Source organism: Stenotrophomonas sp. KH_029 (assembly GCF_057839765.1).
The window spans coordinates 1,973,996-1,992,136 of sequence record NZ_CM174498.1; the positions used below are offsets into that span (position 1 = coordinate 1,973,996).

Annotated in this window: 15 protein-coding genes and 1 pseudogene; all 16 read right to left on the reverse strand. The window is 69.0% G+C overall.

Annotated features, from left to right (window positions below; genetic code table 11):
* Positions 1 to 68: 68 nt before the first annotated feature.
* Positions 69 to 1,337: a chemotaxis protein CheW gene (locus AC3ITM_RS09090; RefSeq protein ID WP_489269866.1), complete on the reverse strand. Its 1,269-nt coding sequence runs from the start codon at positions 1,335 to 1,337 to the stop codon at positions 69 to 71.
* Positions 1,334 to 2,116 (reverse strand): ParA family protein, encoded by a 783-nt coding sequence (locus tag AC3ITM_RS09095; protein WP_489269867.1) that lies wholly within the window; start codon positions 2,114 to 2,116, stop codon positions 1,334 to 1,336. Before AC3ITM_RS09095 ends, AC3ITM_RS09090 begins: the two co-directional genes overlap by 4 nt.
* Positions 2,117 to 2,120: 4 nt before the next feature.
* Positions 2,121 to 3,089 (reverse strand): flagellar motor protein MotD, encoded by a 969-nt coding sequence (gene motD / locus AC3ITM_RS09100; RefSeq protein ID WP_489269868.1) that lies wholly within the window; start codon positions 3,087 to 3,089, stop codon positions 2,121 to 2,123.
* A 1-nt stretch (position 3,090) separates the two neighbouring features.
* Positions 3,091 to 3,831, reverse strand: a complete 741-nt coding sequence (locus AC3ITM_RS09105) for a flagellar motor protein (RefSeq protein WP_489269869.1) — start codon at positions 3,829 to 3,831, stop codon at positions 3,091 to 3,093.
* A gap of 110 nt (positions 3,832 to 3,941) precedes the next feature.
* Complete coding sequence (locus AC3ITM_RS09110) at positions 3,942 to 5,753, reverse strand: chemotaxis protein CheA (protein WP_489269870.1); 1,812 nt, start codon at positions 5,751 to 5,753, stop codon at positions 3,942 to 3,944.
* Positions 5,754 to 6,023: 270 nt separating this feature from the next.
* Complete coding sequence (locus tag AC3ITM_RS09115; RefSeq protein ID WP_489269871.1) at positions 6,024 to 6,638, reverse strand: protein phosphatase CheZ; 615 nt, start codon at positions 6,636 to 6,638, stop codon at positions 6,024 to 6,026.
* Positions 6,638 to 7,030 carry a chemotaxis response regulator CheY gene (cheY, locus tag AC3ITM_RS09120; protein ID WP_228886901.1) on the reverse strand — a complete coding sequence of 131 codons (393 nt, stop codon included), beginning with the start codon at positions 7,028 to 7,030 and terminating at the stop codon, positions 6,638 to 6,640. The genes AC3ITM_RS09115 and cheY overlap by 1 nt, the downstream gene beginning before the upstream one ends.
* Positions 7,031 to 7,046: 16 nt before the next feature.
* Positions 7,047 to 7,793, reverse strand: a complete 747-nt coding sequence (locus AC3ITM_RS09125) for an RNA polymerase sigma factor FliA (protein WP_228886902.1) — start codon at positions 7,791 to 7,793, stop codon at positions 7,047 to 7,049.
* Positions 7,790 to 8,677 carry a MinD/ParA family ATP-binding protein gene (locus tag AC3ITM_RS09130; RefSeq protein WP_489269872.1) on the reverse strand — a complete coding sequence of 296 codons (888 nt, stop codon included), beginning with the start codon at positions 8,675 to 8,677 and terminating at the stop codon, positions 7,790 to 7,792. Before AC3ITM_RS09130 ends, AC3ITM_RS09125 begins: the two co-directional genes overlap by 4 nt.
* Complete coding sequence (flhF, locus tag AC3ITM_RS09135; protein WP_489269873.1) at positions 8,664 to 10,361, reverse strand: flagellar biosynthesis GTPase FlhF; 1,698 nt, start codon at positions 10,359 to 10,361, stop codon at positions 8,664 to 8,666. The genes AC3ITM_RS09130 and flhF overlap by 14 nt, the downstream gene beginning before the upstream one ends.
* A gap of 149 nt (positions 10,362 to 10,510) precedes the next feature.
* Positions 10,511 to 12,619 carry a flagellar biosynthesis protein FlhA gene (gene flhA, locus AC3ITM_RS09140; RefSeq protein WP_489269874.1) on the reverse strand — a complete coding sequence of 703 codons (2,109 nt, stop codon included), beginning with the start codon at positions 12,617 to 12,619 and terminating at the stop codon, positions 10,511 to 10,513.
* Positions 12,616 to 13,746, reverse strand: coding sequence for a flagellar biosynthesis protein FlhB (gene flhB, locus AC3ITM_RS09145; protein WP_489269875.1), 1,131 nt, complete (start codon positions 13,744 to 13,746; stop codon positions 12,616 to 12,618). The genes flhA and flhB overlap by 4 nt, the downstream gene beginning before the upstream one ends.
* A 191-nt stretch (positions 13,747 to 13,937) precedes the next feature.
* Positions 13,938 to 16,048, reverse strand: a pseudogene (locus tag AC3ITM_RS09150) (putative bifunctional diguanylate cyclase/phosphodiesterase).
* 174 nt (positions 16,049 to 16,222) lie between these two features.
* The gene (gene fliR / locus AC3ITM_RS09155) at positions 16,223 to 17,014 is read right to left on the reverse strand and encodes a flagellar biosynthetic protein FliR (RefSeq protein WP_489269876.1); all 792 of its coding nucleotides are present in this window, start codon (positions 17,012 to 17,014) and stop codon (positions 16,223 to 16,225) included.
* Between the two features lie 14 nt (positions 17,015 to 17,028).
* Entirely contained in the window at positions 17,029 to 17,298 is a 270-nt protein-coding gene (locus AC3ITM_RS09160) for a flagellar biosynthetic protein FliQ (RefSeq protein WP_017356083.1), read from the reverse strand.
* 58 nt (positions 17,299 to 17,356) lie between these two features.
* Positions 17,357 to 18,139, reverse strand: a complete 783-nt coding sequence (fliP, locus tag AC3ITM_RS09165) for a flagellar type III secretion system pore protein FliP (RefSeq protein ID WP_489269877.1) — start codon at positions 18,137 to 18,139, stop codon at positions 17,357 to 17,359.
* Between the last annotated feature and the right edge of the window lie 2 nt (positions 18,140 to 18,141).

The window sequence follows — 18,141 nt, forward strand, 5'->3', positions numbered from 1 at the left end:
AGCATCCACGCATGGCGTGGATCTACCGATCAATTCAACGGTTGCGTGGGATCGAGCAGGATCACCGCTCAATTCAACAGCTGCGTGGCATCGAGCAGGATCATCGGCTGGGCGGTGACGCGCGCGACGCCGCGGAACAGGTCGTTGGAGATCTGGCAGATGCGTGCGGTATCGGGTGGTTCGATCTGGGATTCGGTGAGGTTGGCCACGTCCTCCACCGCCGACACGCGCAGGCCCATGGTCTCGCCGTCTTCTTCCAGCACCACGATGCGGGTATTGGCATCGTCCTGGGCCGGGCCGGCACCGAGGTGGATGCCCAGGTCCATCACCGGCACCACCTGGCCACGCAGGTTCATGATGCCCAGCATCGCCGCAGCGGTACCGCGCAGCGGCAGCAGCGGGACCGGCAGCACCACTTCCTGCACCTTCAGCAGTTCCAGCGCATAGGCCTGGGGGCCACAACGCAGGCGCAGCCAGCGCGACGTGCGTTCGCTGGCGCGGCGGTTCTCGCGTGGGCTGGAGGCCGGGTTGTGCGCCTGCGCCTGCAGTTCCTGCCAGCTGCCCGGGCGGGTGTGCGCCGGGGCGGCGGTGCGGGCACTGGGCGCGCTCATCGGCAGCGCTGCCGGCAGGGCGCGGGGCGCCGGCGCCGGGCGTGCGGCCGGAGCCGGTGCGGCTACGGTGGCGACCGGGGCGGGGGTATCGTGGACGACCTCGTCGGGCAGGTCGTCCCAGCCGGGGCGTGCGTCGCTGGCGGCATCGGCGGCCATGACCGGGCCCAGCGCGGGGTCGTTCATCAGTTCGTCGAGCAGGGCCAGGTTGGCCGGCGTTCCGGGTGCGGTCGGGCTGTCGTGCACGACCGCAACGGCCTCGACCGGCGGGCCGAGCGCGGGGTCGTTCATCAGTTCGTCGAGCAGGGCCAGGTTGGCCGGCGTTCCGGGTGCGGTCGGGCTGTCGTGCACGACCGCAACGGCCTCGACCGGCGGGCCGAGCGCGGGGTCGTTCATCAACTCGTCGAGCAGGGCCAGGTTGGCGGGCGTTCCGGGCGCGGTCGGGCTGTCGTGCGCGATGGCAACGGTCTCGACCGGTGGGTCGAGCGCCGGATCGTTCATTCGTTCTTTGAGCACGGCCGCGTCAGCCGCGCATGGCGCGGCGTCACCCTCCGCCGGCGGCGCGAATTCGGCGCTGATCGCCAGGGCGACGCCTTCGGCTTCGGCCTCATCCTGCGCGACTACGGCCGCGGCCGGGGCGACGGACATCTCCAGCGGCGCGGCGACATCCGGCACGGCATCGCCCAGCAGCTGTTCCAGATAGTCGTCCAGTACGCCGACGGTGCTCATGCCGCGCGCTCCATCTGCAGCGCGTCGTCGGCCAGGATCCATTCCAGGGCGCGGCGGTAGGCGGCCAGGCCGCGGCCGGGGTAGTCCTCCGACTGCGGTGGCACGGTCAGGCTGGCGGCGTTGCAGATGCGGGTGTCCACCGGGATCGCGTCTTCCCAGACCCGGTGGCCGTGCTTGTCCTGCATCAGCTTGACCGTTTCGTTGCCGGCGCGGGTGCGGCGGTCGAACAGGGTCGGCAGGATCGACATCGGCAGCGGGCGGCGGCGCGAACGTTCGACCATTTCGCCGGTGCGGACCATGCCATCCAGCCCGTGCAGGGCCAGCGGTTCGGCCTGGGTGGGAATGACCAGGCGGTCGGCGGCGGCCAGCGCGTTGATCATCAGCAGGCCCAGGGTGGGCGCGCAGTCCAGCAGGATGTAGTCGTGCTGGCCCTGGTGGCGGGCCAGCGCGTGCTGCAGCGCCAGGCCGAGGCCGGGCTGGTTGGCGCTGCGCCGTTCCAGCGTGGCCAGCGCCGCCTGCGCGCAGACGTAGTCCAGCCCGGGGATATCGCTGCGGTGGGCCAGCGTGGACAGCTCGGCCGGCGGGGTGGCGAACAGTTCCAGCACGCCCGACGGCGGCGGATCCAGCGGCACGCCGAAGGCGCGGGTCAGCGAGGAATGCGGATCGAGGTCGATCAACAGCACGCGGTGGCCAAGCGTGGCCAGGCCACGGCCGAGGGCCAGGCTGGTGGTGGTCTTGCCCACGCCGCCTTTCTGATTGGCGATTGCCCAGATGCGCATCGGTTCAGTCCTTCATTGCAGGGGGAGCGGTGGCGCCAACGTGGCTGCCGGCCGGGGTGAGACGTTCCGACCGCGGGTCGGAACCAATGGGGGCGATCGGGGTATCGGCGGTGAGCTGCGGGCCGATCGGGTCCACGCGCTGGGCGGTATCGGCCAGGATGATCACCATCACCCGCCGGTTGCGGTTGCGGCCTTCGGCGTTGGCGTTGTCTTCGCGCGGGCGGAACTGGCCGTAGCCGACCATCGCCAGCCGCGACGGCTGCAGGCCCTGGTCGGCGAACAGGTGCACCACGCTGGCCGCGCGCCCGGCCGAGAGTTCCCAGTTGGACGGGAACAGCGCGGTGGCGATCGGAATGTTGTCGGTGTGGCCTTCCACGCGCACCCCGTTGGGCGAATCGCGCAGGACCTGGGCCAGCTTGGAGAGCGTGTCGCGCGCATGCACGTCCAGCGTGGCCGAGCCGGTCGGGAACAGGATGTCGCTGTTGATTTCCACCTCGATCCACAGCTCGGTGCGGCGCACGGTGATCATGCCGCGCTCGATCAGCGGGGCCAGGGTGGCGGTGAGCTTGTCGGCGATGGTGTTGAGCTGGCGCTCGGCGCGCTGCAGCTGTTCCTGGTTGCGCACCGAGACCGGCATGCGCATCTGCGCGGCCATCGCCGGCAGCAGGGTAGGGTCGTTGGACGGCGCCGGCGCGGCCGGGCCGACCCGGTTGCCGGCCTTGATCACCGAGGGGCTGTCCCAGCCGCCGCCCTGTACCTGCTGGTTGCCGACCTGGACCGGGTTGATGGTGCGCGGCGCGCCGCCGAAGGCGGTGGTCAGCGCATCGGCCATGACCCGGTACTTGCCCTCGTTGAGCGAGGAAATGGCATACATCACCACGAAAAACGCGAGCAGCAACGTCATCAGGTCGGCGTACGGAATCGCCCAGGCCTCATGGTTGGCATGCTCTTCGTGGTGCTTGCGACGGGCCATGTCAGTGCAGGAATCCGGACAGGTTGGTTTCGATGTTGCGCGGGTTTTCGCCCTGGGCGATGGAGATCAGCCCTTCGATGATCATTTCGCGGTCGCGGCTGTTGTGCTGGATCACGCTCTTGAGCTTGGCCGACACCGGCAGGAACAGCAGGTTGGCCGAGGCGATGCCGTAGATGGTGGCGGTGAACGCCGCGGCGATGCCGTGGCCGAGCTTGCTGGGGTCGGCCAGGTTCTTCATCACCGCGATCAGGCCCAGTACCGCGCCGATGATGCCCAGCGTCGGCGCATAGATGCCCATGCCCTCAAATACCTTGGACGCGGCCAGGTCCTGGTGTTCCTGGCTGCTCAATTCGATTTCCATCATGTGCCGGATGGTTTCCGGCTCGACGCCGTCGACCAGCAGCTGCAGGCCCTTGCGCAGGAACGGGTCGTCCTGCGCCTCGACCTGCGCCTCCAGGCCCAGCAGGCCCTGGCGGCGGGCGATGTTGCTCCAGTCCACGATCTGGCGGATCAGCGCGTGGCGGTCGCTGCTGGGCGGCAGGATCACCCAGCGCACGATCCTGAAGGCGTGCTTGAACACCGCCGGGGAGGTGTGCAGCAGGATCGAGGCGATGGTGCCGACGATGACGATCACGAAGGCGGCCGGCGACCACAGCGACGCCAGACCGGCTCCCTTGAGGATGCTGCCGCCGACCAGCGAGGCCAGGGCGAGGAAAAGTCCAATGAGGCTGAGTCTGTCCATGGGTCCGTTATCGGCTTGCGTGAAGGGGACTTGAGACGCCGACCGGGAGCGGTGTTGCGGCGGTCACACTTTTGGGGCGATTTGAGGCCGCCGGGAACACCCGGCCCGCCTCACCGAAGACCATCCACGTCCAGGATCAGCGACATCCGGCCGTCGCCGATCAGGGTGGCCCCGGCGTAGCCGCGCAGCCCACGCAGGGCCTTGGGCAGCGGCTTGATCACCACTTCCTCGCGGCCGCGCACCTGGTCCACCACCAGCCCGAAGCGGGCTTCGCCGGCCTGCAGCACCACGATGGTCAGCAGCGGGGAGGCGGCCGGTTCCACTGCCAGCCAGTGGCGCAGGTCCACCAGCGGCAGGGTGTGCGATTTGCGGTCGAGCACGGCGCGGCCGTCGAACCAGCCCAGCGAGGTGTTGGGCGCGTGCAGCACTTCCATCACCCGGGCCAGCGGCAGCGCGTAGACGTCCTCGCCGGCCTGCACCAGCAGGGTGGGCAGGATCGCCAGGGTCAGCGGCACGCGGATCAGGAAACGGCTGCCGCGGCCCAGTTCGGACTGGATCTGGATCTGGCCGCTGAGTTCGCGGATGCGCGACTGCACCACGTCCATGCCCACGCCGCGGCCGGAGATGTCGGTGACTTCCTGCTTGGTGGAAAAACCGGGCAGGAACACCAGGTGCAGGCATTCCTCGCTGCTCAGGCGGGCGGCCGCCTCGGGGTCGATCAAACCCTTTTCGCGGGCCTTCTGCCGCAGCCGCTCGGGGTCGATGCCGGCGCCGTCGTCCTGCACTTCGATGCTGACGTAGTCGCCTTCCTGTTGCGCCGACAGGCGCACGTGGCCGCTGCGCGGCTTGCCCTGGGCTTCGCGCAGTTCCGGGGTTTCCACGCCGTGGTCGATCGCGTTGCGCACCAGGTGCACCAGCGGATCGGCCAGGGCCTCGACCAGGTTGCGGTCCAGCTCGGTTTCCGCGCCGACCAGCTCCAGCTCCACTTCCTTCTTCAGGTTGCGGGCAACATCACGGGCGACCTTGGGGAAGCGCGAGAACACCTTGCCGACCGGCTGCATGCGGGTGCGCATCACCGCCGACTGCAGGCGCGCGGTGGCGATGTCCAGGGTGGACACGGCGCGGTCGAGTTCCTCATCGTGCAGGCGCGCGCGCAGGGTCTTGAGCCGGTTGCGCGACAGCACCAGCTCGCCGATCAGGTTGACGATCGCGTCCAGCCGCTTGGTGTCCACGCGCACGGTGTGTTCGGCTTCGGCCATCGGTTTGTTGGCGGCCGGCCTGGGCGCTGCGGCCGGTGCCGGCGCGCGCGGCGCGGCAGGCGTGGCCGCCGGCGCCGCCTTGGCGCCGGGCACGGCGCCGCCATGCAGCTGGTCGAGCAGGGCTTCAAATTCGTCTTCGCCGATCAGGCCGTCATCGGCCTTCTTCGTCGGCGCCACCGCGCTGGGCGCCGCGCCGCCATGCAACTGGTCGAGCAGGTTCTCGAACTCGTCATCGGTGATCAGCTCACCGCTGGCCGCAGCGGCTACCGGCGCCGGCGTGGCCGGGCCGTTGACGTCGAACTGGGCGATCAGCTCCGGCGGGGCAAACCCCGGTTCGGTGCCGGCCGAGACCGCATCGAGCATGGACTGCAGGTAGTCCAGCGACTGCTGGGCGGCATCGAAGTGATGCGCCTGCAGGGTGGCCTTGCCCGAACGGGCCATGCCCAGGGTTTCCTCGGCGGCATGGCACAGCTCGACCATGGCCTGGATGCCGAGGAAGCCGGCGCCGCCCTTGAGCGTGTGGAAGCCGCGGAACACCGCGTTGAGCTGGTCGCTGTCCTGGGGCGACTGCTCCAGCGACACCAGCTGTTCGCCGAGCCGGTCCAGGATTTCCTGGGCCTCGAGGATGAAGTCGGCGGCAATATCGTCTGGAACAGCGCTCATAGGAGGGCTCCATGAGCATTGAAATGAGGTGCGCCGGGCGCCTGTGGCGGTGTGGCAAGGTGCGTGGCGCCGGCTTGGGTGGGCCCCAAGCCAAGCCGCGCGCCGTAGTCCACAGCGCCACAGGCACCCGGCCCTTCGGGAAGGCCCCTGACGCGGGCCGATACTGTGTTGAACGCCTTGCCCAGGCGGCCTGCCTGCGCTGCGGCGTCCGCCTTGTCTCGACCCGCGTCAGCGGCCTTCGCACTCATTTGAATGTTCATGGATCCCTCCTCAAAGCCCCAAATCGGAGAGCAGGTCGTCGGCGTCGACCTGTGACACCTGGTGGCGGTCCAGGCCGGACACGGCCGGGCCGGCCAGGCCGTTGTCTCGCTTGCTGGCGGCGTCGTCCTGCGGCGGCAGGCCGAGCGCGCTGAAACCTTCATGCACGCGGCGCACGATGCCGACCACGCGGCGGATGATCTGCCCGGTCAGGTCCTGGTAGCTCTGGGTCAGCGCGATTTCGGTGAGGTTGTGGCGGATCTGGTCCAGCTGCTGGCCCTGGTCGGCGGTCAGGCCGTTGGCACGCAGCTGTTCGGTCAGCGCCCGGCATTCCTCGGCCAGGTCCAGGGTGCGGTGGGTGGCCTGTTCGGTCATCGCCACCACGTGATCCAGGCGCGCGCAGGCATCGTCCAGTTCGCCGGCTTCGCTGGGCAGGCTGGGCAGCTCGCCCAGCGCCTGGCCCAGCTCGCGTGCGAGCCGGTTCAGCCCGGCCATCATCGGCTGGGTGCGCAGGGCGGCCAGTGCGTCGATTTCCCGGCGCCAGCCGGCTTCGTCGCCACTTTCCAGCGCGGCCAGGGCATCCTGCAGGCGCTGCACCAGCGCCGATTTTTCGCTGAGGGTTTCCATCAGGCGCTCGCTGCCAGGCGTTCGAAGATCTTGCCGAGCTTCTCTTCCAGGGTCTGGGCGGTGAACGGCTTGATGATGTAGCCATTGACCCCGCACTGGGCCGCTTCGATGATCTGCTCGCGCTTGGCTTCGGCGGTGACCATCAGTACCGGCAGGGTCTTGAGCTTGGCATCGGCGCGGATCGCCTTGAGCAGGTCGATGCCGGTCATCACCGGCATGTTCCAGTCGGTGACCACGAAATCGAACGACTGGCTCTGCAACAGAGACAGCGCGGCATGCCCGTCCTCGGCTTCGGCCGTATTGGTGAAGCCCAGATCGCCCAGCAGGTTCTTGACGATACGACGCATGGTCGAGAAATCGTCGACGATCAGGATACGCATGTTCTTGTTCAAAGCACTTTCCTCGGTATCAGTGGTTCTCAAGGCCGGCGTCAGCCGCCTCGAAGATCTTCAATCGGCCGCGCAGGCGCAGTACGGCCTGGCCATGGATCTGGCACACACGCGATTCGCTGACGCCCAGCACGGCGCCGATCTCTTTCAGGTTCAGTTCCTGCTCGTAGTACAGCGACAGCACCAGCTGTTCGCGTTCGGGCAGCAGGCCGATCGCATTGCCCAGTTCGCGGCCGAACTCGCCGCGTTCCAGTACCTGCTGCGGGGTCGGCCCGCCCTGGGCGACGGTGTCCAGCTCGCCCTGGTCTTCGATCCGCGATTCCAGGCTCAGCACCTGGCCGCGCGCGGCGTCTTCCATCAGGCGCAGGTAGTCGGGCAGCGGCATCTCCATCGCGGCGGCAACCTCGGTGGCGCTGGCGGCGCGGCCGGTGGTCTGTTCCAGGCGGCGGATGGTGGAGGCCGCATCGCGGGCGCGGCGGTGCACCGAGCGCGGTACCCAGTCGCCGCGGCGGATCTCGTCGATCATCGAGCCGCGGATGCGGATCGAGGCGTAGGTCTCGAACGAGGCGCCCTGGTCGGCATCGTAGCTGCGCGAGGCCTCGATCAGGCCCATCATGCCGGCCTGGATGAGGTCATCCACCTCCACGCTGGCGGGCAGGCGTGCGGCCAGGTGGTGGGCGATGCGCCGGACCAGGTCCGAGTGCTGGGCAATGCACTCGTTGGCGGCGGTGCGCTGGACTTCTTTGTATTGTGCGGCGCCTTTCATGCGGCCACCCCGCGTTGCTTGAGGATGCGTTCCAGGAAGAATTCGACCCCGCCACGCGGTTCGGTGGGGGCCTGCCAGCGCGCGGTGCGGCGGGCGATCTCGGTGATCGCCTGCGCGGCCGGGCTGGACGGGTAGGCCTTGACCACCGGCTGCTGGCGCTGCACCGACAGGCGCAGCCAGTCGTCCTGCGGTACGCAGCCCAGGTAGTTCAGCGAGACATCGGCCAGGAACTTGTCGCAGACCCGGGTCAGCTTTTCGTACAGCACCCGGCCCTCGTTGGGGTCGCGCACCATGTTGGCCACCACCTGGATGCGGTCCACGCCGCGTTCGCGCGAGAGCACCTTGATCAGCGCGTAGGCGTCGGTGATCGAGGCCGGCTCGTCGCAGACCACCACCACGGTATCCTGCGCGGCCTGGCAGAAGGTCAGCACGCCGTCGGTGATGCCTGCGGCGGTGTCCACCACCATGAAGTCCAGCTCGCGCTCCAGTTCGGAGAACACATTGACCAGGCCGACATGTTCGGCCGGCTGCAGTTCGGCCATGTGGCGGCGGCCGGACGCGGCCGGTACCACCAGCACGCCGCCGGGGCCTTCCAGGATCACCTCGTCCAGCGAACAGCGCCCGGCGACCAGGTCGGCCAGGGTCAGCTTGGGCTGCAGGCCCAGGATCACATCGATGTTGGCCAGGCCCAGGTCGGCGTCCAGCAACAGCGTGCGCTTGCCCATGTCGGCCAGGGCCACGGCCAGGTTGGCCGACACGTTGGTCTTGCCCACGCCGCCCTTGCCGCCGGTCACGGCGATGGTGCGCACAGGCCCCAGCGGCTGGCTGCGGGTGGCCGACAGCGGGAAGGTCTTGGTCAGCTTGGCATACTCACGCGACGGCATGGTTGAACTCCGGGTTGCAGGGCATATCGGCCGCGCGGCGCAAATCTTCAAGGCGAAGGACTAGATTGGCCGCACTGGCCCGGTGCAGGTCTTCGGGAACGTCCTGGCCATTGGTGACCCAGGTGATCGGCAGGCGGTGGTCCACGGCCACCGACAGGGCGCTGCCGAAGCGGCCGGTTTCATCCAGCTTGCTCAGCACCACGCCCTGCGGGTTGGCCGCGCTGAAGCGGCGCACCACCTCGTCCATGTCGCCGAAACTGGTGTTGGCCGGCAGCACCAGCAGGGTGCGGATCTGTTCGGCCGCGCGCAGCCACTGCAACTGGGCGGCCAGGGCGCGGTCGCGCGGGCCCAGCCCGGCGGTGTCGATCAGCACCAGCTTGTAGTCCCGCAGGCGCTCCAGCAGCTGGTTCAGGTCACTGCCGCTGCTGGCCTCGTGCACGGCGATGCCGAGCTGGCGGCCGAAGCCGTACAGCTGCTCGCGGGCGCCGATGCGGCCGGTGTCGGTGGTGACCAGGGCCACGTCGCGGGCGGCGTGCTTTTCGGCAAAGCGCGAGGCCAGCTTGGCAATGGTGGTGGTCTTGCCGGCGCCGGTGGGGCCGACCAGGGCGATCACGCCGCCGGCCTCGAGCGGATCGACCGGGGCGATCGGCAGCTTCTTGGACAGCAGCCCCAGCATCAGTCCGCGGGCGCGGTGGGCTTCGGTGTCCAGCGGGATCTGCATGGCCACATCGCGGCTGATGCCGGCATCGAAGCCGTATTCGTCCATCAGGTCCAGCGCCGAGGCGCGCACCGGGCTGCCGCGGAGGCGCTCGTCGGTGAAGCGGTGCATTTCGCGTTCGATGACCTGGCGCATGCCGGCCACTTCATGGCGCAGCTGGCGCAGTTCCTCGTCATCGCGCGGCACCATCACCAGTTCCGGGGCCGGCGCCGGCTGGGTGCTGGCGGGGTCGACGGCGATGACCGCTGCGGTGCTGGCGGCCGGTTCGGCCAGCGCGACCGGTTCGGCGGGCAGGGCCGGCGCCTGGGCCGGTATCGCCACGGCGGTGATGGTCACCGGCAGCGGCGGCATCGCCACGCTGGCCGCCACCGGGGTGTACGGCAGGTCTTCGGCAAGCTCGTCCAGCGGCGGGTCGATGATGAAACGGGCGCGGTTGAGCGGGGCGGCCGGGGCGGCGGCTGCGGCCGGCTCGAGCGGATAGGTGGAGAAGATATTTTCCGGCAGCGCCACCGCGTTGGCAGCGGTGTCCAGGCCGGCGCGGGCCAGGGTGGCGCGGGCCAGGGTGGCGGCAAAACCGCTGCTGCCCGGCGGCGACACGATTTCGTTGGCGCTGTCCAGGGTGCGCCCGGTGGCGCCGACCGCGGCACGGGCCAGCGCGGCTACCGCCGAGGTGGTGGCCGCCACCGGTTCGGGCACGGCCACCGGCGCCCTGCGCCGGGTCACCGCGGCGATCACCGCATCGGCGGCATTGCGCGGGCGTGCCGGCGCCGGTGCCGGTGCGACGTCCTTGCGCGCCGCTTCCAGGGCGCGCTGCACGGCACCTTCGTCGTAGTTGGCCGCCGCCACGATTTCGACGCCTTCCTCGATCCGGCGGTTGGACAGGATCACCGCATCAGGACCGTGTTCCTTGCGCACCAGGTTCATGGCCGAGCGCATATCGGGGGCGACGAAGCGTTTGATTTTCATGCTGTGGTACCGGGACTGGGGCGGCGGAGTGGGCGAAGGGAAGCTCTGGTTGTCGGTGGTCTGCACGGTCCGGGTTTCCCTTTATTTCCTGCTGCGGTGGTATCGAATGAGGTGTCTGTTTTCTGGCGCGTTGCCGTCGGAGTTCCGGCTCAGCTGATCGTGCCGACCAGCTTCAACCGTTTGTCCTCGGGCACCTCGCTGTAGGCCAGCACCGACAGCGAGGGGACGCTGTGGCGCACCAGCCGTGCCAGCGCGGCACGTACCGGGCCGGGTACCAGCACGACCGCCGGCTCGTTCTTCGCTTCCTGCTTGCCGACACATTCGGCCAGGCTTTGATGCAGTCGCTCGGCGAGTCCGGGTTCCAGCGCGGCGCCGTTGCCCTGTGTGGACTCCTGCAAGACGCGTTCCAGTTGCGGGTTGAGGGTGAACACCGGCAATTCGGCCGACATCCCGGCGATCTCCTGCACGATGAAACGGCCCAGCGCATTGCGCACCGCGGCGGTCAGCACGGCCGGGTCCTGGCTGGCCGGGCCGTTTTCCACCAGCGATTCGACGATCTTGCGCAGCTGGCGGACCGGGATGCGTTCGATCAGCAGGTTCTGCAGCACCCGCACCACCACCGACAGCGGCAGGGTCTTGGGGGTGAGGTCCTCGACCAGCTTGGGCGCACTCTTGGCCAGGTTGGCCAGCAGCTGCTGCACTTCTTCATGGCCGAGCAGCTCGGGGGCGTGTTCGCGGATCAGGTGCGACAGGTGGGTGGCCACCACGGTGGCCGGATCGACCACGGTGTAGCCCATCGATTCGGCATGGGCGCGCTGGTGCGGCTGGATCCAGGTGGCATCCAGGCCGAAGGCGGGGTCCTTGCCGGCGATGCCTTCCAGCGCGCCCAGCGCGCTGCCCGGATCCAGCGCCAGTTCGCGGTCGGGATGGATCTCGGCGGTGGCTACCGGCACGCCATGGATCAGCAGGCGATAGGCGGTGGCCGGCAGCTCCAGGTTGTCGCGGATGTGGACCGAGGGAATCAGGAAGCCGATGTCCTGGGTGAGCTTGCGCCGCACGCCCTTGATGCGCGCCATCAACTCGCCCCCCTGGTTCTTGTCCACCAGCGGAATCAGCCGGTAGCCCACTTCCAGCCCCAGCGGGTCGACCGGGCGCAGCTCGTCCCAGGTCAGCTCGGCGGTGGGCGGCGGGGCGGCGCCGGGCAGGCCGAGCGTCTCGCCGCGGCCGATGGCCGGGGCGTCGCCGCCGCCGGTCGCGGCCAGGCTCTTCTTCCACGCCTTCCAGGCCACGAAGCCGAGGATCGCCGCCAGCGTCAAGAAGGCGACGTTGGGCATGCCCGGCACCAGGCCGACCAGGCCCAGGATCACGGCGGCGATGGTCAGCGCGCGGTACTGGCCGAATACCTGGCCCATCATGGCCTGGCCCATGTCCTGCGAGCGCGAGGCGCGGGTGACCAGCATGGCCACCGCCGAGGACACCAGCAGCGCGGGCAGCTGCGCTACCAGGCCGTCGCCGATGGACAGCAGCGTATAGGTGGCCGCCGCATCGCCGAACGGCATGCCGTGCTGGAGCACGCCCACGGCCAGCCCGCCGAGCAGGTTGATGAACAGGATCAGGATGCCGGCGATCGCATCGCCGCGGATGAACTTGCTGGCACCGTCCATCGCGCCGTAGAAGTCGGCCTCCTCGCGCACTTCCTCGCGCCGGGCCTTGGCTTCCTCACGCGTCAGCAAACCGGCATTGAGGTCGGCATCGATGGCCATCTGCTTGCCGGGCATGGCATCGAGGATGAAGCGGGCGGTCACTTCGGAGACCCGGCCGGCACCCTTGGTGATCACCACGAAGTTGATGATGGTCAGGATCGCGAATACCACGATGCCAACCGCGTAGTTGCCGCCGATCACGAACTCGCCGAACGCGGCGATCACCTTGCCGGCCGCTTCGTGGCCGTTCTGGCCGTTGAGCAGGATCACCCGGGTGGAGGCCACGTTCAGTGCCAGCCGCAGCATGGTGGTGATCAGCAGCACGATCGGGAAGATGGTGAAATCCAGCGGGCGCTTCACGTACACCACCGCCAGCAGCACCATCAGCGAGATGGCGATGTTGAAGGTGAACAGCGCATCGAGCACCGGGGCAGCCAGCGGCACCACCACCATGGCCAGCAGCGCCAGCACGATCAGCGGGGCGCCCAGGCCGTGCCGGATCATGTCCAGCGCCTTGCGGATGTTCATGCCGGTAGCGGCCGACTGGGCGCTCATGGGCGCGCTCCCCTGGCAAATTCATCCACATCGATGCTGGGCGCAGCCGGCATCGGGCCGCCGCGCCAGGTGCGCAGCTGGTAAACGTAGGACAGGACCTGGGCCACGGCCGAATACAGTCTCACGGGAATTTCCTTGCCAAGTTGACCTTCCCGATACAAGGCGCGTGCCAAAGGCGGCGCCGCGACGATGGCGACCTTGTTGCCGTCGGCCACTTCACGGATGCGCAGGGCGGTTTCATCCACGCCCAGGGCCACCACGGTGGGCGCGCCCATCCTGCCGCCCTCGTATTTCAGGGCCACCGCGTAGTGGGTGGGATTGACCACCACCACATCGGCGGTCGGCACGGCCTCCATCATCCGGCGGTTGGCCAGCTGCTGCTGCAGCTGCCGGATGCGGCCCTTCACCTCCGGGCTGCCCTCGCTTTCCTTCATCTCCCGGCGCAGCTCTTCGCGGGTCATCTTCAGCTTGCGCATCCAGTTCCAGCGCTGGTAGGGCGCATCGATGGCCGCCAGCAGCAGCATCGCCCCGCCGGTGGCCAGCAGCAGCTTCAGGGTGAAGCCCAGTCCGTGCACCATGGCCGCTTCCAGCGGCTGGTTGAGCAGGTCGCGCAGCGGCCGGACCCCGTGCCAGACCACCAGCCCGGCGGCGGTGCCGACAAAGGCGATGCGCAGCAGGGATTTGGTGAATTCGGCGATCGCCTCCGGCCCGTACAGGCGCTTCATCCCGGCCATCGGGCTCATCCGCTTGAAGTCGGGCATCATCGATTTGTTCGACCAGCGCAGCCCGCCCATCAGCACCGGTGACAGGAAGCTGGCCAGCAGGCAGATCAGCACCAGCGGCCACATCGCCCACAGCAGTTGCAGCAGCAGCTGGCCGAAATGCCCGAACAGGGCCTGCGGCTGCAGGCGCAGGCCCGGCTCGGGGCTCAGTGCCAACTGCATCCAGGCCTTGGCGTTGCTGCTGATCGCCCCCGAATAGGCCAGCAGCGCCAATACCCCGGCGCCGAACACCGCGGCGGTGGCCAACTCCCGCGAACGCGGGATGTTGCCCTGCTCGCGGGCGTCGCGCAGGCGTTTTTCGGTAGGTTGTTCGGTTTTTTCGCCGGCTTGTTCGTTCTCGGACATCAGGGACACGACGCAGGGGGATTACCCGGAGTCGTGCAAGAACCGTTCCGTGACGGGGGCGGGCCTCGACAATGCGCGCTGGCCGGCTTCACATGGCCGCGCGCGACCGGTAGTGCCGGCCGCCGGCCGGCTCCAGGCGATGTCAGAAGCATCCGGCGTCGGGTTCATGAGGAGCCGGCCAGCGGCCGGCACTACGGCTTCTGCCAGCCTGCCGCCACCTCCACCCGCGGGCGCGGGTGGTCATGCAGCTGCATGAACCGCTCCGGGTCGACCGGGCGGCCGAGCAGGTAGCCCTGCAGGTAGTCGCAGCCCAGCCGTTCCAGGTAGACGCGCTGGCCGGCGGTTTCCACCCCTTCGGCGACGATGTCCATGTCCAGGGCGTGGCCGAGGGCGACGATGGCCGAGACGATCACCACGTCTTCGGAGCTGTTTTCCAGGTCGCGCACAAAGGCGTGGTCGATCTTGATCTCGGTGGCGGGCAGGCGCTTGAGGTACAGCAGGCTGGAATAGCCGGTGCCGAAGTCGTCGATGGAAATGCCCACGCCCAGGCCGGCCATGGCCTGCAGCAGCTTCAGGCTGGCCTCGGTATCGCGCATCACCGTGCTTTCGGTGATCTCCAGCACCAGCCGGCGCGGCTCCAGGCGGTGGGTCTTGAGTACGTCGCGCACTTCCTGCAGCAGGTGCGGGGCGCTGAACTGGATCGGCGAAAGATTCACCGATACGGTCCAGCTGTCATGGCCGGCATCCTGCCACTGGCGCAGCTGGCGGCAGGCTTCGTCCAGCGCCCAGCGGCCGATGTCGTTGATCACCCCGCTGCGTTCGGCCAGGCGGATGAAGCGGTCCGGCGGAATCAGGCCCTGCTGCGGGTGGCGCCAGCGGATCAGGGCTTCGGCGCCGCTGACGCCCTGGCCGGCCACGCGGATCTTGGGCTGGTAATGCAGGAACAGCTGGTCGGTGCCGATCGCACGGCGCAGGTCGGCCAGCAGCTGGAACTGCTGCTCGGCGCTGTCGTTCATCCAGTCGGCGAACACCGCATACGCGTTGCGGCCGGCTTCCTTGGCCTGGTACATGGCCGCGTCGGCAAAGGCCATCAGCTGCCGTTCGGTGGCGGCATGGTCGGGGCAGATGGCGATGCCGATGCTGGCGGTGACCTGCAGGTCGTGGTCGGGCAGCAGCGGGCCGCCGCCGACGGCCTGGATGATGCGGCTGGCCAGGGTGGCGATGTCTTCATCGTTGTCGATGTGCACCACCAGCACGAACTCGTCGCCACCCAGCCGCGCCAGCACGTCGCTGGGGCGCAGCAGCTGGCGGGTGCGGTCACCAGCAGGGCGTCGCCGGTCTGGTGGCCGTAGGCATCGTTGACCTGCTTGAAGCCATCCAGGTCCATGAACATCACCGCAAAACGCCGGCCATGCTGTTCGGCGTCGGCCAGTGCCTGTTCGATGCGCTGCTGCAGCAGCCGGCGGTTGGGCAGGCGGGTCAGCGGGTCGTGCAGGGCGGCCTGGGTGAGTTCGGCCTGGGCATCGTCGAGCGAGGTGCGCAGGCGTTCATTGCGCAGGCGCAACAGCTGCGCCTGCATGCGCTGGTCCAGCCACGACACGATCAGCACCACGGCGAGGATGGCCAGGGTGAGCACCAGTACGGTCGCGGCCAGCCATTGGGTCTGCAGGCCCGCGGCGCCGGCTGCGCCGCAGATGCTGTCGGCCGGGAACCGCGCGGCGGCCATGCCGGTGTAGTGCATGCCGACGATGGCCGTGCCCAGCACCACCGCCGGCAGCACGCGGTGGCGCAGCCGGCGCTGGCTCAGGCGCAGCCGGAAGGCCACGAACAGGGCCACCCACGAGGCGGCCACCGCGATCAGCAGCGACAGCGTGAGCCAGCCGGGGTGGTAGTCGATGCCCGGCTGCATGCGCAGCGCGGCCATGCCCAGGTAATGCATCGAAGCGATGCCGCTGCCCATCAGCAGCGCGCCCAGCGCCAGCCGCGAATGCGGCAGGGTCGGCCGCGAGACCAGCCACAGGGCGAAGATCGAGGAGGCCATCGCGGCCAGCAGCGACACGCAGGTCCAGCCCAGGTCGTAACCCAGCGGGATCGGCAGGCGGAAGGCGAGCATGCCGATGAAATGCATCGACCAGATGCCCAGGCCCATCGCGCAACCGCCGCCGAACAACCACAGCGCGCTCAGCCGCGGGGTGGGCGCGGTGGTGACCCGGTTGGCCATGTCCAGTGCGGTGAACGAGGCGAGCATGGCCACCAGCAGCGAAACCACCACCAACGACGGGGCATAGCTGCCGATGAGCATCGATGACTCTCCCTGGTCTGCACATCTGCGTGGGCGTAGGGGCGATGGCGCAGGCATGCCCAAGCCGGGCTGCCACTGACCGACACCGGTACACCGTGCGGAGCCCACAGCCTACCGCCAGTGCCGGGGGGGCTCGCAAGGGGTAAACGACATTATTTGGTGGTGGCCGGTGGATCAGCCGGTCACGCCGTCGGCGGCCTGGAAGGCGGCATCGAACAGGCGCTGCACCGGCGGGCCCATTTCCCCGGCCAGCGCGGTGAGCAGGAACAGGCCCAGCAGCAGCGCCACCGGCAGGCCGAGCTGGATCGGGTTCAGTGCCGGCGCGGCGCGGGCCAGTACGCCGAAGGCCAGGTTCACCGCCAGCATCGCCACCGTCAGCGGCAGGGCAAGCCCGAGCGCGCCGCGGAACACCTGCAGCACGAAGGTGGGCGCGGCGCTGAGGAAACCATCGATATCGGGCAGCTGCGCGCCGATCGGCACCGCCTTGTAGCTGTCCATCACCAGCGCGATCAACGCCAGGTGGCCATTGCTGGCGAAAAACAGCAGCCCGAACAGCAGGTAGAACCACTGCCCGATCACCCCCGAGCTGCCGCCGCGCAGGGGGTCGCTCATCTGCGCGAAGGCCAGGCCGGTGCCCTGGGCAACCAGCTCGCCGGCCATCGCGCCGGCTTCGAACACCAGCCGCAGCAGGAACCCGATCGACACGCCGATGGCCAGTTCGCGGGCAATGCTCAACACCGTGGCCGCATCGAAGCCGGTCCAGGCCGGCACCGGCGGCAGCAGCGGCGACAGGGCGATCGCCAGGGCACCGGCCAGCATCACCCGCACCCGCGAGGGCACCGCGCGGGTGCCGATCAGCGGCATGGCCATGAGCATTGCGCCGATGCGCAGCATGGTCCACAGGATGGTGCCGATCATGCCGAAGGCCTGCAGGCCATCGGCGGCCATCTGGGTGGCGGAGTCCATCAGGGCGCCTCGCGCTAGCCGATCAGGTGCGGAATGCGCTGGAACAGCAGCGTGGTGTACTCGACCAGGTGGCCGATCAGCAGGCTGCCCAGCGCGAACAGCACTGCAGTCAAAGCCGCCGCCTTGGCCACGAAGGCGATGGTCGGTTCGTTGAGCTGGGTGGCGGCCTGTACCACGCCCACCACCACGCCGACGATCAGCACGGTCAGCAGCAGCGGGCCGGCCACCCACAACACGGTGATCAGGCCGCCGCGCAGTTCGGTCAGGGCAAGTTCTGGAGTCATAAGAGGTCACTATTACGTTGAGGTGAGGTGGGCCGGGCGCCTGTGGCGGTGTGGCCCTCTACACCGCGTTGAAGCTGGCGGCCAACGTGCCAACCACCAGCACCCAGCCGTCGACCAGCACGAACAGCAGGATCTTGAACGGGGCCGATACCAGCATCGGCGAGAGCATCATCATGCCCATCGACATCAGCACGCTGGCCACCACCAGGTCGATGATCACGAACGGGATGAAGATCAGGAAGCCGATTTCGAAGGCGGTCTTCAGTTCGCTGGTGACGAACGAGGCCACCAGTACCGGGAACGGCACCGCGTCGGGGCTGGCATAGGTGCCATGCCCGGCCATGCCGGCGAAGGTCATCAGGTCGGTTTCGCGGATCTGCGCCAGCATGAAGGCGCGCAGCGGCTGGGTGGTCAGCGTCCAGGCGGTCTGGAAGTCGATCCGGCCATCGAGGTAGGGCGCCATGCCGCTGCCCCAGGCCTTCTGCCACACCGGCAGCATCACCATCGCGGTCAGGAACAGGGCCAGGCCCAGCAGCACCTGGTTGGACGGGGTCTGGCCGGTGCCCAGCGCCTGGCGCAGCAGGCCCAGCACGATGATGATGCGGGTGAAGGCGGTCAGCACCAGCAGCATCGAGGGGATCAGGGTGATCGCCGTCATCAGCAGCAGGGTCTGCAGCGGCAGGCTGACCGGCGCGCCGCCGATCTTGCCCACGGTCACATCCGGCAGCGACGGGGTGGCGGGCAGGCCGGGCGCGGCCATGGCCAGCGCCGGCAGCGCGCACAGCAGCAGGGTCAGCAGCAACGGCAGGTAACGGCTCCAGGAAACGGTCGGGCCACGCATGA

Coding starts and splice junctions, on each gene's coding strand:
- AC3ITM_RS09090 (WP_489269866.1), bottom strand. CDS start 1,337: ATGAGCACCGTCGGCGTACTGGACGACTATCTGGAACAGCTGCTGGGC.
- AC3ITM_RS09095 (WP_489269867.1), bottom strand. CDS start 2,116: ATGCGCATCTGGGCAATCGCCAATCAGAAAGGCGGCGTGGGCAAGACC.
- motD (WP_489269868.1), bottom strand. CDS start 3,089: ATGGCCCGTCGCAAGCACCACGAAGAGCATGCCAACCATGAGGCCTGG.
- AC3ITM_RS09105 (WP_489269869.1), bottom strand. CDS start 3,831: ATGGACAGACTCAGCCTCATTGGACTTTTCCTCGCCCTGGCCTCGCTG.
- AC3ITM_RS09110 (WP_489269870.1), bottom strand. CDS start 5,753: ATGAGCGCTGTTCCAGACGATATTGCCGCCGACTTCATCCTCGAGGCC.
- AC3ITM_RS09115 (WP_489269871.1), bottom strand. CDS start 6,638: ATGGAAACCCTCAGCGAAAAATCGGCGCTGGTGCAGCGCCTGCAGGAT.
- AC3ITM_RS09125 (WP_228886902.1), bottom strand. CDS start 7,793: ATGAAAGGCGCCGCACAATACAAAGAAGTCCAGCGCACCGCCGCCAAC.
- AC3ITM_RS09130 (WP_489269872.1), bottom strand. CDS start 8,677: ATGCCGTCGCGTGAGTATGCCAAGCTGACCAAGACCTTCCCGCTGTCG.
- flhF (WP_489269873.1), bottom strand. CDS start 10,361: ATGAAAATCAAACGCTTCGTCGCCCCCGATATGCGCTCGGCCATGAAC.
- flhA (WP_489269874.1), bottom strand. CDS start 12,619: ATGAGCGCCCAGTCGGCCGCTACCGGCATGAACATCCGCAAGGCGCTG.
- flhB (WP_489269875.1), bottom strand. CDS start 13,746: ATGTCCGAGAACGAACAAGCCGGCGAAAAAACCGAACAACCTACCGAA.
- fliR (WP_489269876.1), bottom strand. CDS start 17,014: ATGGACTCCGCCACCCAGATGGCCGCCGATGGCCTGCAGGCCTTCGGC.
- AC3ITM_RS09160 (WP_017356083.1), bottom strand. CDS start 17,298: ATGACTCCAGAACTTGCCCTGACCGAACTGCGCGGCGGCCTGATCACC.
- fliP (WP_489269877.1), bottom strand. CDS start 18,139: ATGCGTGGCCCGACCGTTTCCTGGAGCCGTTACCTGCCGTTGCTGCTG.